The 15,695-nt window shown below is 38.3% G+C and carries 14 protein-coding genes; 3 read left to right on the top strand and 11 right to left on the bottom strand.

Annotated elements, in window-relative coordinates:
• Window positions 1-159 precede the first annotated feature (159 nt).
• The 3 genes from IGK27_RS03700 to zwf all read left to right on the top strand — a co-directional run bounded on the left by IGK27_RS03700 (window position 160) and on the right by zwf (window position 2,891).
• Window positions 160-528, top strand: a complete 369-nt coding sequence (locus tag IGK27_RS03700) for a DUF4828 domain-containing protein (protein ID WP_002355908.1) — start codon at window positions 160-162, stop codon at window positions 526-528.
• 171 nt (window positions 529-699) lie between these two features.
• Complete coding sequence (locus tag IGK27_RS03695; protein ID WP_002358896.1) at window positions 700-1,368, top strand: metal-dependent transcriptional regulator; 669 nt, start codon at window positions 700-702, stop codon at window positions 1,366-1,368.
• Window positions 1,368-2,891 (top strand): glucose-6-phosphate dehydrogenase, encoded by a 1,524-nt coding sequence (gene zwf / locus IGK27_RS03690; protein WP_010818306.1) that lies wholly within the window; start codon window positions 1,368-1,370, stop codon window positions 2,889-2,891. Before IGK27_RS03695 ends, zwf begins: the two co-directional genes overlap by 1 nt.
• 51 nt (window positions 2,892-2,942) lie before the next feature.
• Here zwf and ileS read toward each other — a convergent pair whose 3' ends face one another.
• The 11 genes from ileS to murD form a co-directional block, all read right to left on the bottom strand.
• Window positions 2,943-5,723: an isoleucine--tRNA ligase gene (gene ileS / locus IGK27_RS03685; protein WP_002387984.1), complete on the bottom strand. Its 2,781-nt coding sequence runs from the start codon at window positions 5,721-5,723 to the stop codon at window positions 2,943-2,945.
• A gap of 310 nt (window positions 5,724-6,033) precedes the next feature.
• Window positions 6,034-6,735 carry a cell division protein DivIVA gene (gene divIVA, locus IGK27_RS03680; protein WP_002355904.1) on the bottom strand — a complete coding sequence of 234 codons (702 nt, stop codon included), beginning with the start codon at window positions 6,733-6,735 and terminating at the stop codon, window positions 6,034-6,036.
• Window positions 6,736-6,886: 151 nt separating this feature from the next.
• Window positions 6,887-7,669: an RNA-binding protein gene (locus tag IGK27_RS03675; RefSeq protein ID WP_002355903.1), complete on the bottom strand. Its 783-nt coding sequence runs from the start codon at window positions 7,667-7,669 to the stop codon at window positions 6,887-6,889.
• A gap of 26 nt (window positions 7,670-7,695) precedes the next feature.
• Entirely contained in the window at window positions 7,696-7,953 is a 258-nt protein-coding gene (locus tag IGK27_RS03670) for a YggT family protein (RefSeq protein WP_002355902.1), read from the bottom strand.
• 28 nt (window positions 7,954-7,981) lie between these two features.
• A complete protein-coding gene (locus IGK27_RS03665; RefSeq protein WP_002358891.1) occupies window positions 7,982-8,626 on the bottom strand; it encodes a cell division protein SepF in 645 nt (214 codons plus the stop codon).
• A 13-nt stretch (window positions 8,627-8,639) separates the two neighbouring features.
• Window positions 8,640-9,317: a YggS family pyridoxal phosphate-dependent enzyme gene (locus IGK27_RS03660; protein ID WP_002358890.1), complete on the bottom strand. Its 678-nt coding sequence runs from the start codon at window positions 9,315-9,317 to the stop codon at window positions 8,640-8,642.
• A 16-nt stretch (window positions 9,318-9,333) separates the two neighbouring features.
• Window positions 9,334-10,566, bottom strand: a complete 1,233-nt coding sequence (ftsZ, locus tag IGK27_RS03655; protein WP_002355899.1) for a cell division protein FtsZ — start codon at window positions 10,564-10,566, stop codon at window positions 9,334-9,336.
• A gap of 26 nt (window positions 10,567-10,592) precedes the next feature.
• Window positions 10,593-11,915, bottom strand: coding sequence for a cell division protein FtsA (gene ftsA / locus IGK27_RS03650; RefSeq protein WP_430596429.1), 1,323 nt, complete (start codon window positions 11,913-11,915; stop codon window positions 10,593-10,595).
• Between the two features lie 173 nt (window positions 11,916-12,088).
• Complete coding sequence (locus IGK27_RS03645) at window positions 12,089-13,213, bottom strand: cell division protein FtsQ/DivIB (RefSeq protein ID WP_002361409.1); 1,125 nt, start codon at window positions 13,211-13,213, stop codon at window positions 12,089-12,091.
• Window positions 13,214-13,221: 8 nt separating this feature from the next.
• Window positions 13,222-14,313 carry an undecaprenyldiphospho-muramoylpentapeptide beta-N-acetylglucosaminyltransferase gene (gene murG, locus IGK27_RS03640; protein ID WP_002361408.1) on the bottom strand — a complete coding sequence of 364 codons (1,092 nt, stop codon included), beginning with the start codon at window positions 14,311-14,313 and terminating at the stop codon, window positions 13,222-13,224.
• Window positions 14,314-14,317: 4 nt separating this feature from the next.
• Complete coding sequence (gene murD / locus IGK27_RS03635) at window positions 14,318-15,688, bottom strand: UDP-N-acetylmuramoyl-L-alanine--D-glutamate ligase (protein ID WP_016627308.1); 1,371 nt, start codon at window positions 15,686-15,688, stop codon at window positions 14,318-14,320.
• Window positions 15,689-15,695: the final 7 nt, after the last annotated feature.

Below are 15,695 nucleotides of genomic sequence, written 5' to 3'. Positions count from 1 at the left end.
CAAGGAAAAGTATAGACCAAAACCAACAATTTTACTATCTTGTGTCAATCATTAAATATTTGTCAATTCTCAGCGATTTAGTCGAATATTTTAGACAAGTTCTATATAATAAAGGTAACGAAGACGAATAAATGAAAATGAAGGTTAGGAGGAATTTCTTTGAAAAAACATTGGACTTTCTTGGTTGGTGCATCTTTACTTACTGGATTAGCAGGCTCTATCCTCTGGAAAAAAAATAAACAGCTCCCTTCCCCACAGGAGCTTCAACACAACTATACTGGGCATTGGTGGTTTGTGGACGTGAAGAAAGCCACGCAACACACCTTAGAAATCACCTCATCTTTCAATGTTTTCATTGATGGCAAACAAACGCATGCCTTGCTTGTTGAATTAACCCCTAAACGCTTAGTTATCTTAGACAAGTTAGGTTACCATTTAATCATTCAATGTGAAAATGGTGTCCCTGCGACGCTTTACGATGAAGCCGACGACGAAACCTACACACTAGAACGGGCCATTTACAATTAATAAATCACCCACGACACATAAAATGAAGTATGTGTGGTGGGTGATTTATTTTTTTACATCCCTTGCAAAAGCATTCAGAAAGTTTTCTTACAACTTGAATATTATTAAATAGTCAAATGCGCCTTTTTCTGATAAACTTAGGATGATGTTTTTTTGAAAGGATGAGCCCCTATGACACCAAATCGCGAAGACTATTTAAAATTAATTTTTGAATTAGGTGGCGACGAAGTTAAAGTGAATAATAAACAAATTGTTTCTGGACTCGATGTTTCGGCAGCTTCGGTTAGTGAGATGATTTCAAAGTTAGTAAAAGAAGATTTGGTTGAGCATTCTCCTTATCAAGGGGTACAATTAACTGAAAAAGGCTTAAAAAAAGCGAGTACGTTAATTCGCAAACACCGAATCTGGGAAGTCTTTTTAGTAGAGCACTTAAATTACACTTGGAATGATGTGCACGAAGAGGCAGAAGTTTTAGAACATGTTACTTCACAGACGCTTGTGAACCGTTTAGCGGATTATTTAAATCATCCAGAATTTTGTCCACACGGTGGTGTTATTCCCGAAGATAATCAACCCATTCATGAGGAGAAACGCCAAACGTTAACAGACTACCCTGTTGGCACAAAAATTCGGATTGCACGTGTCTTAGACGAAAAAGAATTACTGGATTATTTAGTTTCCATTGATTTAAATATTCAAGAAGAATATACGATTAAAGAAATTGCTGCATATGAAGGACCGATCACCATTTATAATGAAAACAAAGAGCTATCCGTCAGCTTTAAAGCAGCAAACACAATTTTTGTTGAGCCGTTGATTAGAGAAAGTGAGGAAAACTAATGAATGAAAAAGTAGCATTATTTACTATTTTCGGGGGGACAGGTGATCTTGCCAAACGTAAATTGTATCCTTCCCTGTTCCGCTTATATAAAAAAGGATTATTAGCTGAGCGTTTTGCGGTGATTGGTACCGCACGTCGGGAATGGACAGACGAATACTATCGTGAAATCGTTCGTGAAACCATTCAAGACTTAAATCCCACGGCCGAAGAGGCAACTGAATTTTCTAGTCATTTCTATTACCAATCACATAATGTGAATGATACGGAACATTATAATACCTTAAAAGAATTATCTGATCGCCTAAATGAACAATACCACTTAGAAGGCAATCATGTTTACTATCTAGCTATGGCTCCTCAATTCTTTGGAACCATTGTTAATCACTTGAAATCACAACATATTATTTCGGAAGAAGGCTTTGATCGTCTAATTATCGAAAAGCCATTTGGTTCTGATTATGAATCTGCCTACGAATTAAATGAAGAAATTCGTGCTGCATTTCCTGAACAAGATATTTTCCGAATTGACCATTACTTAGGCAAAGAAATGATCCAAAATATTTCAGCCATTCGTTTTGCCAATAATATTTTTGAATCACAATGGAACAATCGTTACATTGATAATGTCCAAATCACCTTCGCTGAAAGCTTAGGTGTCGAGGATCGTGGCGGCTATTATGACCACAGTGGCGCACTAAAAGATATGGTTCAAAATCATATTTTACAAGTCGTTGCATTGCTTTCTATGGAGCCTCCTGTTGCCTTTTCTGAAAAAGAAATTCGGACTGAAAAAGTAAAAGCTTTACGTGCCATCCGCCTTTATTCTGAAGAAGAAGCCCTTCAAAATTTCGTGCGTGGACAATACGGCGAAGGTCAGCTAGCTGATCAAACATTTGCAGCCTATCGTGATGAACCGAATGTGACAGAAACTTCATCCACTGAAACTTTTGTTGCTGGTAAATTTTTAATTGATAATTTCCGTTGGTCTGGCGTCCCTTTCTATGTTCGCACAGGTAAACGATTAACTGAAAAAGGCACACGCATTAACATCGTCTTTAAACAAGTACCTATTAATGTCTTCAAAGATGATACGTGTGAAGAATGCGATAAAACCGATTTACCACCGAATGTTTTAACTATCTATATCCAACCAACTGAAGGATTTTCATTAACCTTAAATGGAAAAGAAATCGGTCAAGGGTTCAATACAACTCCAGTGAAACTTGATTTCCGTCAAAGTGCTGAAATGACTGAAAATAGTCCAGAAGCATACGAAAAACTTCTATTAGACTGCCTAAATGGCGATAGTACAAACTTCTCTCATTGGGACGAAGTTGCCCAATCTTGGCGCATTGTTGACATTATTCGACATGCTTGGGATAAAACAGACGTTTCTTTCCCTAATTATGCCGCTGGCACAATGGGCCCGCAAGCTGCCTTCGACTTATTAGAAAAAGATGGCTTTACTTGGGAATGGCAACCAGATAACTGGTACCGTGACCGCGGTCAACTTGATCAATAAATAAGCCAAAAAAGATCCGCTAGTTAACGACTAGCGGATCTTTTTTCTTGTTTATTCGAATCCTTCAGCAACCGCTTCTGGATAATTTTCTTCAACAATGTGTGCACAACGGCCACAAAGTGTTGGTAATTTTTCATCTGAGCCGACATCTTGACGAACGGAACGACAACGGTCACACGTTTCGCCTTCTGCTTTTTCAACTAAAATAGCCATGTCTTCAAATTGAACAGCTTCACTAGGTGCTACTTCTTTTGATACTTCAAAGTCGGAAACAATTAGTAATTGAGCAATATCTGCATCAACAGCTGTCATTAATTGACGAATTTGTTCATTTGGATAAACGGTCACTTTGGCTTCTAACGATTTACCGATTAATTTAGAATGACGAGCTTCTTCCAACGCTTTTAAGACATTGTCCCGGAAATCCATAAAGGCTGCCCATGTATCCATTAATTCTTCTTCATTAGTAAACGTTTCGTAACCTGGGAATTCAGCTAATTGCACATACTCTTCTTCTTCTTGTAAGAAACTCCAAATTTCTTCCGCTGTATGTGGAATAATTGGTGTCAATAATTTTGTTAACGAAACCAATGTTTGATAGAAAACAGTCTGCATACAACGACGTTGATAATCGTTTTCAGCTTCAATATAAACGACATCTTTCGCAAAGTCTAAATAGAAAGAAGATAGATCCACAGTTAAGAAGTTCATAACTGTCCGATAAATATGCATGAAATTATATTTTTCATAACCATTTTCACGGATTTCTTGAATGACTTGATTTAAACGAACCGTCATGTATTTATCTACAGAACGTAAATCAGCATAAGCTACAGTATGCTCAGCTGGATTAAAATCACTCGTATTCGCTAACAAGAAACGCATAGTATTACGGATTTTCCGGTACACTTCAGATACTTGGTTTAAGATATCCATTGAGACACGCACATCGGCTTCCGCGTCAACACTACTTACCCACAAGCGTAAGATATCTGCCCCCATTTGGTTGATAACTTTTTCAGGTAAGATAGTATTGCCTAACGATTTACTCATCTTACGGCCTTCGCCATCGAGAACCATTCCTTGAGAAATGATTGATTTATAAGGCGCTACCCCATTGATAGCAACACTTGTTGTAATACTTGAGTTAAACCAACCACGATATTGGTCAGAACCTTCTAAATACATATCTGCTGGGAAAGTTAACTCTTCTCTTTCTCGTAAAACTCCTTCATGTGAAGAACCTGAGTCAAACCAAACGTCCATGATATCTGTTTCTTTGGTAAACTCGCCATTTGGTGAACCTGGATGTGTAAAGCCTGCTGGTAGTAACTCTTTTGCTTCACGCATAAACCAGATATTTGATCCATGTTCTGCAAATAAATTCGCTACATGTTCAATTGTTTCTGGCGTAATGATGGCTTCCCCATTTTCAGCATAGAAGATCGGTAATGGCACACCCCACGCTCTTTGGCGAGAAATTACCCAATCACCACGGTCACGAATCATATTATACAAACGTGTTTTTCCCCAAGGAATTAGCCAGTCAACTTTCTCAACTTCATCTAAAATATCTTGACGGAATTTAGAGATTGAAGCAAACCATTGTGGCGTTGCACGGTAGATAACTGGTTTTTTGGTACGCCAGTCATGCGGATAACTATGCGTAAAGAAATCTAATTTTAATAACGCGCCTTTTTCTTCTAATAACTCAGTAATCATTGGATTCGCTTTGTCATAGAAAATTCCTTCAAAACCAGGTGCTTCATCTGTAAAGACCCCACGGCTGTCAACAGGAGAAATAACAGGTAAATCATATTTACGGCTAACGATATAGTCATCTTCACCATGCCCTGGTGCGGTATGAACTAAGCCAGTCCCAGCATCTAGCGTCACGTGGTCGCCTAGCATAACAAGTGATGTTCGATCATAGAATGGATGTTGAGCTGTCATACGATCTAATTTTTCACCAGAAAATTCTCGCAAGACTTCTACTTCTTCCCAACCAACCGCTTCTTTAACTGTTGCTAATAAATCTTTAGCAATTACAAATTTACGACCGTCTGCCTTCACTTCAACATACGTAAAATCAGGATTAACTGAAATACCTAAGTTGGCTGGTAATGTCCAAGGGGTTGTCGTCCAGATGACGAAGGCTGTCTCGTTATCTAAAAGACCTTTACCATCGGCCACATTAAAAGCTACGTAAATAGAAGGTGATTTTACATCTTTGTATTCAATTTCTGCTTCTGCTAAAGAAGATTCACTTGAAGGAGACCAATAAATTGGTTTTAAGCCTTTATAAATATAGCCTTTTTCTGCCATCTTACCAAAAACACGAATTTCTGCTGCTTCATACTCTGGATCTAACGTAATGTATGGATGTTCCCAATCGCCTGACACACCTAAACGTTTAAAATCGTTACGTTGTTTATCGACTTGTGATAAGGCATACTCTTTACATTTTTCGCGATACTCAGCGACAGTCATTTCTTTACGTTTAACCCCTTTATTGGTTAACACTTGCTCAATTGGTAAACCATGGGTATCCCAACCAGGCACATAAGGAGAACGGAAACCAGACATTGATTTTGAACGAATAATAATATCTTTACTGATTTTATTCAAAGAATGTCCTAAATGAATATTTCCGTTTGCATACGGAGGGCCATCATGTAAAACAAAGGTTGGTTTTCCTTCGTTTAATTTTTGACGTTGTTCATATAAGCCTTTTTCTTCCCAGTCTTTTTGCCATTCTGCTTCACGGTTTGGCAAGTTCCCACGCATTGGAAAAGCTGTTTTTCCTAATTGCAATGTTTCTTTCATTTTCATATGCATTTGCCTCGCTTTCATTTTATCGATTTAATTGTGTTAGTTCATACTAAAGATGAACGATAGCTGATAAAAGTAGATAAAAAAAGAGTACTCCATCCCAAGGGACGAAGTACTCGTGTTACCACCCAAATTCAAAGTAGAGTTGCCCCTACTTTCTCTGAAATTGATAACGGTAATTATCCGGCAGTTCCTACTCAAGTGTTCAGAACTGCATCTAGGATAGAGGATCTGTTTAATGCCAGTGTCTGTCAAACTTTCACTATCATTGACTCGCTGCTAAGAATAAACATTAAACGTTCTGTTCTATCTATTTTGATTCTTCTTCAATTGTTTCTTCAGTGACTTCAATTACAGGCTTTTTTTCTACTACAGCATCTGTGTTCTCTTCAGAGTTTACAACAGTTTCATTTTCGTTGTCAAGGTCTTGTTCATCAAGAATTTCCTTAACTGCTGTATGTTTGTCTCCGACATAACTAGAAAAAGGCTTTAAAATCTCTTCCCACTCTTCACTCTTCACTTGCTCTAATTGAGTTTCAAGCATTAAGCTTAAGCGTTGATGGAAGACACGTGTTTTCTTCTTCAAGTCTTCTGTTTCCCCAGCTAATTGGCGAGCACGTTCAATTGCTTCTGCTAAGATTTGTGTTGATTTCGCTTCAGCATCTGCAATCATTGCATTTGATTTACGTTCAGCTTCTACCAAGGTTTCTTTGGCTTGGTTATCTGCCGAAGTGATAATCATTTCTGATTCTTTGTTGGCACTTGATTTCACTTTATCAGCGGTATCTTGTGCAACAATAATTGATTGGTTCAATGCATCTTTCAATTCATTGAAGTATTGTAATTTTTCTTCTGCGTGTTTTAATGATTTCTCAAGTTCACGATTTTTTTGTAATGCATCTTCATAATCACGTGTGACTTGATCTAAAAAGTCATCTACATCGTCTTGGTTATAGCCTCTCATTTTTGTTGAGAAGTCTTTGTTTTGAATATCTAATGGAGTTAATGCCATATTCCTTCACCTCTTTGGATTATTTTTGTAAAACCCCTTATGAACACATTCTCATACTAATCCTGAAATAGCAAATATCTTACTTTTTTTATTATACACAACTTCGTCTGAATGAACAGCCAAAATGGTTTTCTTAAACAAAAGTTCGAGATTATTTTCTCAATACCCCTAAGAGGACACGAAATTTTTCTTTCTTTGTTTTTCCTTCTAATTCTTGAATCTGAAGGCGCCCAAATCCCCGTATCGAAACAATATCTAATAAGTCTAAAGCAAAATCTGGTCGTGTCGTTTCTGTCCAATTGACTTTTACTTTACCAGATTCGATCAATTGTTTTGATCGCTGCCTTGAAATATTAAATACGGCGGAAATCACACTATCCAGCCGCAAAGAGCTCATAGTCGTTCGCTCTTCTTGCCAACCATCCTTCGGTATCAAAATTTGTGTATAATCCCGTTCTTCTAAGCGAACAGTAATTTTACCAATTTTGTCGACTTGGTTAACAACGAAGCCAGCTACTTCTTGTGCTATAAAAACCTGCCACTTATCACCATCGGAAATAATATCTCCAAAGGCTTCCCTACGAACCCCAACATTCATCAAGGTGCCTAAAATTTTCCCATGAGATAATGTCGCAAATTTAGATGGATAAATAATTTCAAATAATACAACACCAAAATCTGTCTCTTCTGGTATGTAATACGCTGGATAAATCAAGCAGCGTTTTCGTTCTGCTTGCTCATAACCACCATAAAAAGTAAACGATAAATCACTGTTTTGTCGAATCAACGTTTCCAAAATATACGCCTGTCTAGGATCAAGAAAGTCTGTCAAATAAGGCGCGTATTGCATCTCCACTTGCTCTAGCCAATCCCCGACAGTGTCAATAAAAGGATGTTCATCTTTGCGGAAATGTTGATACACATTTGCGTTCATAGATAAATCATCCTTTCTAAAAGTTATTAATAAACAATAGCTCGTAAAATGACTGCTAAGCCACCCGCTGCTAGGTTAAGGACAATAATCCCTACCATTACGTTAAATCCAACCATTCCAATCCTTAAATTCAAACGGTCAAACAAACTTAAGTATGGTTCACAAATTCTAGAGAGCAAACGCCCGAAAGCAGAATCATATGCTCCTGGAAACCATGAAAGTAGCGCGTAAATCACTAGTAATCCTGAATAGATTTGAACGCCTTTGTATAATAGAGTAATCAGTGTTGCGATAATAACACCTCCCTAAGGCTTAGAAATCAAAGAATTGTTTGTTGGCTAAAGATTGTGCTGTCGCACTATCAATTTCCATATTCGCTGGTGTGCATAAGAAGATTTCATTGCCAACGCGCTGAATATCTCCGTCTAAAGCATACACAGTACCAGTTAAGAAATCAACGATGCGTCGTGCTTGGTCTTCTTCTACTAATGTAAAATTAACTAGCACAGCTTCTTCAGCAAATAAATGTTTCGCAATGCTCATTGCTTCTGAATACACACGTGGTTCAATAATAGTAATTTTATGTGTTTTTGCATTGGCGGTGCTTTCTTGTGCTCGTCTTGTATTCGTAGTCGCTGATTGATTAGAACTACGCATAGAAACCACTTTTTTCTCTGTGTAAGCAGCTTGTTGTGTGTCTCTTTCTTGATGCGCTTCAGCAGAACGATAGCGTGCAGAAGGTTTTTCAACTACAGGCTCACTTTGTTGTGTATAAGCTGGCTGATTGTAACTTTCCTGTTGTTGAACAGGGCGTTGTGGTTTAGGCCGAGCTGCACGACGCGGTGGTTCATTAACTGCTTTGCGCTCTTCATATTCTTCGTAGTTATCATAATAATCATCTTCTTCGCCAGATAAGCCAAAAAAGCTCGATAACGCATCCTTGTTAAAAATTGACATAAATTCCTCTCCTTTACGCATCTCTGAATAACGCTGTTCCGATTCGTATAAAAGTTGCACCTTCTTCAACTGCGATTGGGAAATCGTTACTCATTCCCATGCTAAGTTCTGTACAAGGAGCAAAAGATAAATGTTTCTCATTTACGGTCATTTGCAGCTCTTTTAATTCTCTGAATGTTGCATGTAATACTTCTTCACTTGCCCCAAAAGGTGCCATAGTCATTAGACCGACGATTTGAATTTTGTCCAAATCAGCAAGTTCTTGAATGAAAGGTAAGACGTCTTCTTTACGAAAGCCGTGCTTGCTTTCTTCCCCAGTTATATTCACTTCAACAAAACAACGAATAACTTTCGTTGCTCTTTTTTGAATTTCTTTGGCTAGACTCAGACTATCTAATGCATGAAAATAATCTATCTCATTAATAATTAATTTTACCTTCCTACGTTGTAAATTACCAATTAAATGCCACTGAATATCATTAAATTTTTCCAATCCAGCTTTCTTTTCTAGTAACTTATCTACTCGGTTTTCAGCTAAATTCTGGACACCAAGCTGAACAAGCTCTGCTGCTTCCTCAATTCCTACTGATTTAGTGACGCCAATCATTGTCACATCAGCAACAGAGCGCTGTGAGCTTTTGCATGCTAGCTGAAGTTGATTATTAATATTTGTTAAGTTTTCAGCTATCATTTCTAATCGATGCTCCTTATCGTTTTCTGCGGAAAAATGGTGGCGTACTTAATTCGTCATCATTGTGATTTGGTTCTTCACGGTGGAATGTGTCAAATTCTTTTTTGTCTACTTGTTCTAATGAAGATTCATCAACTTTTGGACGTGTATTTTGTTCTCTGCGAATATCCCAATCGCCAAAAGCACTTGCTTCTTCTTGTGATTTTGGTTGATCCATTTCCACAGATTGAGTTGTTTGTTGCATTGGTTGAACCGCTTGTCTTGTTTGACGGTGCGGTTTTCTATCCTTTTTTGATTCATCAATACCTGTAGCGATTACTGTTACACGAATTTCGTCGCCTAAATCTTCGTTGATTGATGTACCTAGGATGATGTTCACATCACCTGAAGCAGCATTTGTCACGATATCTGAAGCATCTTGCGCTTCAAACAAGGTCATATCTAAGCCACCAGTAATGTTTAATAAGACTTGTTCCGCACCATCGATTGATGTTTCTAACAATGGTGAAGAAATAGCTTTTTTCGTTGCTTCAATTACGCGTTCTTCGCCGCTCGCTACACCAATTCCCATTAAAGCTGTTCCTTGGTTTTCCATCACTGTTTTCACGTCAGCAAAGTCCAAGTTTACGTAACCTGGTGCAGTGATTAAATCTGAAATCCCTTGAACACCTTGACGTAATACATTATCAGCTTCTCTAAATGCTTCAAGCATTGGCGTTTTCTTGTCAACGACTTCTAATAAGCGGTTGTTTGAGATAATTAATAGTGTATCAACGTTTTCTTTTAATAAGGCAATTCCTTCAGCGGCAAAACGACCACGCTTTGGACCTTCAAAACTAAATGGACGAGTTACTACACCAACTGTTAAAGCGCCTAATTCTTTAGCGATTTTTGCAACTACTGGCGCAGCACCTGTACCAGTTCCGCCACCCATACCAGCAGTAATGAAAATCATATCCGCGCCTTGTAATGATTCTGAAATCACTTGTTCACTTTCTTCTGCAGCTTTTTGGCCAACTTCAGGTTGTGAACCAGCACCTAAACCACGAGTGTATTTAGGGCCTAATTGAATCACTGTTTCTGCTTTTGAATGTTTTAATGCTTGAACGTCTGTATTGGCTGTGATAAATTCCACACCTTTAACGTTTTCTTCGATCATACGGTTTACAGCGTTTCCGCCGCCGCCACCTACACCGATAACTTTAATGACTGCACCGTTGTTAATGTTATTGTCTAATGAAAATTCCATGATATCGTATCCTCCTGTTTGTGTGATTAGTCGAAAATGTTCGAGAAGAAGTCTTTGATTTTGCCTGTCACTTTTTCACCAGACTCACGTTCGTTGAATTCTTCGTATTCTTCTTGAGGCTGTTCAGCATATGTGTCATAGCGAACTTCTTGTTGGACAGCGACTGATTGTGCTGGTTTCGATTTTTCACCAGGGATTGCATATTTGGCAATGTGATAAATATCGTTTAGTTGCGCTGAATATTCCACAATGCTAATGACATTAGCAAAGACTGGGTTACGTAAGCCCATGTGATTTGGTACGTATAGTTTTACGTTGGCTTCAAAAATTTCTTGCGCCAAATCGACAATACCTGGCATACTAGCGGCGCCACCAGTTAACACAACGCCTCCAGGTAATTCAAACGCATCAATTTCATCCAGAACTTCTTTTGATTTTCTCAAAATTTGTTCCACACGCGCTTCAATAATTTCTGAAAGGTAACGTTCGTCCACTCTTACAGGCTCTGACTTACCGATAACATCAACAGAAAACTCTTCGTTTGCTGAAGTTCTTTCTGGATAAGCATCCCCATAATTAATTTTTAAGGCTTCGGCGTTGTTAAAAGAAGTATTCAATACGATTGAGATATCTTTCGTGATGAACTCGCCGCCTTCTTGGTTAACATGAGTAAATTTCAATTGTTTGTCGTGGATAACAGATGTCGTTGTTTGACCGCCACCCATATCAATGACAATTGTTCCAAAGTCTTTTTCGCCATCTGTTAAAATTGTTTCCGTTAAAGCAAGCGGTGTAATCACTAATTCGTTAATTCCTAAGCCAGCTTTTTCAACACATTTACGGATGTTATGGATGATTGTTTTTGGTCCAGTATAGACAACGCCAAACATCTCCATGCGAACGCCAAGCATTCCACGTGGGTCTTTGATGCCTTCAAAGCCGTCGACGGTAAAGTCTTGCGGTAAGATTGCAACAATTTGACGTTCAGGAGGAGTTGAACGAACCAAAGCTGCAGATGCGACGTTGCGCACATCCTCATCTGTAATTTCTTTTGATTCACTGCTAACAGCTATCATTCCTTGACAGCTTTCTACTTCTAATAAATTCGCTGGTAATCCAACATTTACGCTTTTAATTTGAATGCCGGCTTTTTCTTCGGCTTGTCGAACGGCCCGTTGGATTGCTTGAACTGTTTGATCAATATCGACGACAATCCCTCGATTCAAACCGTCTGATTTTGCATTTCCAACGCCGATGATGTTCATTTGACCTTCAATATATTCAGCGACAACTACTTTGACAGAAGTTGTACCAATATCGAGGCCTACATACATTCCTGTTTTTGCCATGAACGGAATTCCTCCTCCTATTAATTCCAATATCTAAGCGGACAAAGGCGTCCGTTTAACTATCTCTTTTTTAGTATTATTCACTTCTTCCAATTTTACCATAAAAATGGGGGTTTTAGAAAGCAGATTATACGAATTTGTTCGTTAATTTTTGAAACATTTTTGTAAAAAACTTATTCTGCTTGTTGCACTTCTTGATTTTCTCCATTTGTCGGCGTACCGTTATTCGCTTCATCCGTTGCTACGCCTGCATTTGGGTCCACAACTTCTTGATTTTCAACCGCTGAATCTTCGGAAACTTCACTGCCCGTTTCTTCACTTTCTTTTTCATACGGATAAGAAAAAATGCCGACTTCCATATCAACGATTCCAGGTTTGTCCATTTGCTCGGCTACTTGTGAATAATAAGCCATTTTTTCACTTAAATCAGAAATATTAACAATCACTCGATTTCCATCATTCATATAGACATTAATCAAGTCTTTATTGGTTTTTGATGGTGCATATTTAATTTCTGAAATTCCTTGTTTAATTTCTTGAGGTAATTTGTTGTAAGAGGCCATTAATTCAGGGATTAATTTATCCTCTTTGAAATTCTCAAAAATTGGTTTGCCACTTTCAGCAGCTTTGGTGGTTTCCGCCAAAGTTTTACCATTCTCTAAAATCGGATGATAGCCGCCTTTAGTCGCAGCAAGAGCGACAATTTGATACTCTTGAATATCAATTTTAAATGAATTAATACCATTTAACTTAATGTTCGCCTTTTTTATAATTGGAAACTTTTTCTGAATATTTGCAGAAAAATAATTTCTATTTGAATACTGCTCCCATAAGCCACTGCCCGTTTCAAGTTTTGACTGCTGAATAATCGCTTGACTCTCCACACTTTTGTTACCTGAAACTGTTACTTCACTCAATCGACTAAGAGGCGAAACAAAATACAATGCCACTAAAATGGCTGTCCCTAAACAAGTTAAAATAAAGGCTAAACGCCTATATAAGCGCTTGTTCCGTGTTTTCTTAACGTTCGGTAAACGATCTGCAAAATGCTCCTCTTCTTCCACTGTTTCTTGTGGAAGATGTTGTTGAGGCTCTTCTTGACTTTGTTCTTGTAAAGTGATGGTGACTTCTGCTTGTTCGTTTTCACCTTTTGAAGCAGCTTCTTCCGCTTGCTTCTTCAAATATTCTTGGTTTTGTTTTTGCCAAGGTGTCAGTTCAGGTTTAGACTCTTCCGATTTTTTTGGAGGTAATGGTTTTCTTTTTTTGAATATATCGTTCTCGTTACTAATCTTCCACACCTCCTATCTCAGACTAACGTTTTCACAACTTGATACAAACGATCACTTGCATCTGGGATGCCTTCCCCTTTGGACGCCGTTGCCATCTGTTGTCTTTTTTCATTGTTTAATAAAATATCATCAATTGCCGTAACTAAACGAGCGCCAGTCAATTCTGCATCTGGAATCATTTCAACAGCACCAACTTTTACTAAGCTTTGCGCGTTTTTCGTTTGATGATCATTCGTGACGTAAGGACTCGGAATTAAAATTGCTGGTAATCCTAATGCGGTGAACTCCGCAATTGAGGTTGCTCCTGCACGTCCCACCATTAAATCGGTATTAGCCATCACTTCAACCATTTTATCAATATACGGTTGCACACTTATGTTTGTCAATTTCTTTTCAGAAAGCTTTAGACTTTCTTGAAGTTCCTGATAATATCTTTCTCCTGAAGCGTATAAAACTTGATACTCTCTCTCTTCAAACAAAGGAAAGGCCTGTTCAAACGCTTGATTAATTTTCAAGGCGCCACGACTTCCGCCAAATAAAACCACCGTTTTCTTTGCTGGATCCAAGCCAAACTCTGATAAAATAGCTGACTTTTCCACCGTTACGACTTCTTGTCCCCGCGGGTTCCCTGTTAAAATTGTTTTTTCTTTCGGGAAAAAACTAGCGACATCCGGAAAACAAATCGCAATTTTATCCACATAACGACTTAAAAATTTATTTGTCATTCCGGGGATACTATTTTGTTCATGAATAATTGTCGGTATTTTTAATTGGTGGGCCGCATAAACCACTGCACCAGAAACATAACCGCCTGTACCAATGACCACATCTGGTTTAAATTCACGAATAATTTTTTTTGCTTTATTAATGCTTGTTAAAAATAAATAAATTGTTTTAAAATTTTGAGGACTTAGCGAACGCTTGAATCCTTGAATTTTAATCGTTTTAAATGGAATTTTCGCCTTTGGCACAATTTGACTTTCTAGACCATTTTCTGTTCCCACATACAAGAATTCTGTTGCAGGTGCTTCTTTTTTGACGTGTTCGACGAAGGATAACGCAGGATAGATATGCCCACCTGTGCCACCACCAGTTACTAGTATCTTCATTTTCTCACATTTCACTTTCTTTTAATTGTTGAACAGCTTGCATAAAGGCTTCCCCGCGTACTTCAAAATTCGGGTATTGGTCCCAACTTGCGCAAGCAGGTGATAGTAAAATAGTATCATCTTTTCCCGAATAATCAAAGGCAATGGTAACCGCCGTTTGAACATTTTCAGCAAATAAAATTGTTTCAATGTTCGCTTTTTTAGCAGCTTCCGCCAATTTTTCTTTGGTTTCACCAAATAAAACAATTGCTTTGAGTCCCAGCAGAGCAGGAACCAATTCATCAAATGAGTTACCGCGATCCAAGCCACCCGCAAGTAAAAGTAGCTTTTGGTTGTCAAACCCACTTAACGCCATCTCTGTAGCTAAAATATTGGTTGCTTTTGAATCGTTATAAAAACGTCTTTGCTGAACTTCGCCAACAAATTGCGTTCGATGGGGAACGCCTGAAAAGTTTGTCAAAGTTTGTCTAATCTGAGCATTCGATACATTTTTTAATTTAGCTACACAAATCGCTGCGAGTGCATTTTCAATATTGTGACTGCCAGGAATACCTAACTCATCGGCGGGCATAATATATTCTTCATTAAAATATAATTTCCCATCTAAAAGATAAGCCCCTTCTACTGCTTCTTTCGTTGAAAAAGGCAATACGTTGGCAGCTGTGGTTTTGGCTAACGTTTGAAGCTCTACTTGATTCCAATTTAAAATCAAGGTGTCCTCTGCGGTCATGTTTTTTTGAATGGCCCATTTTGCAGCAACATATTCTTTCCGCGAACCATGATAATCCAAGTGTGCCTCAAAAATATTTGTAATTACTGCAATTTGTGGGTGAAACGTCTCAATTCCCATTAACTGAAAACTAGAAAGTTCCATCACAAGATCATCCTTGGCCGTTGCTTCTTGAGCCACCGTACTCGCTGGAAAACCAATATTTCCCGCCAAACGCGCCTCACCAGCCGTTCTGTCAGCGTTTAGCAGTAAACCAATCATCGTGGTCGTGGTTGTTTTACCATTGGTGCCCGTAATGCCGACAATTGGACATTCGGCAATTTGACCTGCTAATTCCACCTCAGTTATGATAGGAATTTTCCGAGTTAGTGCTTCTGCCACAAGTGGATTTGTATAAGGAATACCAGGATTTTTAACGATTAGTTCAAATTCTTCATCCAACAATTCAATTGGATGCCCCCCTGTAACAACACGAATACCCAAGGTTAATAAATCTTGGGCGTCAGGGTTTTGATCAAATTGTTTTGCGTCATTAACGGTAACGAGCGCACCTAACTCATGTAAGAGTTTCGCTGCGCTGACACCACTTTTAGCTAGTCCTAAAACCAACACTTTTTTGTTTTGATAGGTTGTTATTTTTTTCATTGTCAAT

Source organism: Enterococcus sp. DIV0236, from assembly GCF_050558525.1.
Lineage (GTDB): Bacteria > Bacillota > Bacilli > Lactobacillales > Enterococcaceae > Enterococcus > Enterococcus faecalis.
The sequence above is the reverse complement of the archived record's forward strand: the minus strand, read 5'-3'. Positions and strand labels throughout refer to the sequence as shown.